This is a genomic window from Falsihalocynthiibacter sp. CO-5D18, assembly GCF_041205445.1.
Classification (GTDB): domain Bacteria; phylum Pseudomonadota; class Alphaproteobacteria; order Rhodobacterales; family Rhodobacteraceae; genus Falsihalocynthiibacter; species Falsihalocynthiibacter arcticus.
Genome location: NZ_JBGFCF010000080.1, coordinates 1 through 590, shown reverse-complemented (window position 1 = coordinate 590; position 590 = coordinate 1). Strand labels below are relative to the sequence as shown.

Sequence of the window (590 nt, the reverse complement as noted above, 5' to 3'; positions counted from 1 at the left end):
CGTTTTCTAAACCCATCACACCCTCAAAATTGGTCTCAAGAGGGGAATCTGGTCGCGATACAAACGATAGGCCGTGTGCCAATGCTTCAATCGTGCGAGCTAGATGTTCCGGAGCGACGCTGGAAAATATGCACCAAGCGCTTCAGGCGTGAAATCGTCAACGGCCACCACTTTGGCAACAAGCGCGTCCATCTCGGCAATCCCTGCCATTTCAGCGTCGGAATGAATTCCCGCTTCCCGCGCCTCTTGCGGAGTTTTTCCAGCCTCTCGCAGGCGTTTCATTCCCGGCGCCATTTCAGTGACCTTAGCATAACGGATGTTCTACACATCCAGCCCGTGTCGGCTGCAACTGTTAAAAACCTTGCCCTTGACGCGGTGGTGGATGGTCGAGGGTTCATAAATCAAATCGCTGCACTCTGACGTAAGCCAATCATCCGGCCCGCGCTCGATAGCCCCTGGAACGGTCAACATCCGCAACAACAGAGCCGCCCAACGCGCGGGCATATTCGCGATCACCTCGTCAAGTACTTGGCGGATTCTTCGAAACGCATCTGCTGCAGCAAAGCGGACAAGCGGCAAATCGGTCTCTT

2 protein-coding genes are annotated in these 590 nt (G+C 54.7%); both read right to left on the bottom strand.

The features are described from left to right. Window positions 1–99: 99 nt before the first annotated feature. Window positions 100–282, bottom strand: a complete 183-nt coding sequence (locus AB9F27_RS21995; protein WP_369756689.1) for a hypothetical protein — start codon at window positions 280–282, stop codon at window positions 100–102. A 39-nt stretch (window positions 283–321) separates the two neighbouring features. Beyond that, window positions 322–590 (bottom strand): acyl-CoA dehydrogenase domain-containing protein (locus AB9F27_RS21990; protein ID WP_369758216.1); only part of this gene is annotated, 269 nt, incomplete at its 5' end.

Excerpts from the sequence above, each read along its gene's own strand:
- AB9F27_RS21995 (WP_369756689.1), bottom strand. The coding sequence starts at position 282 with ATGAAACGCCTGCGAGAGGCTGGAAAAACTCCGCAAGAGGCGCGGGAA.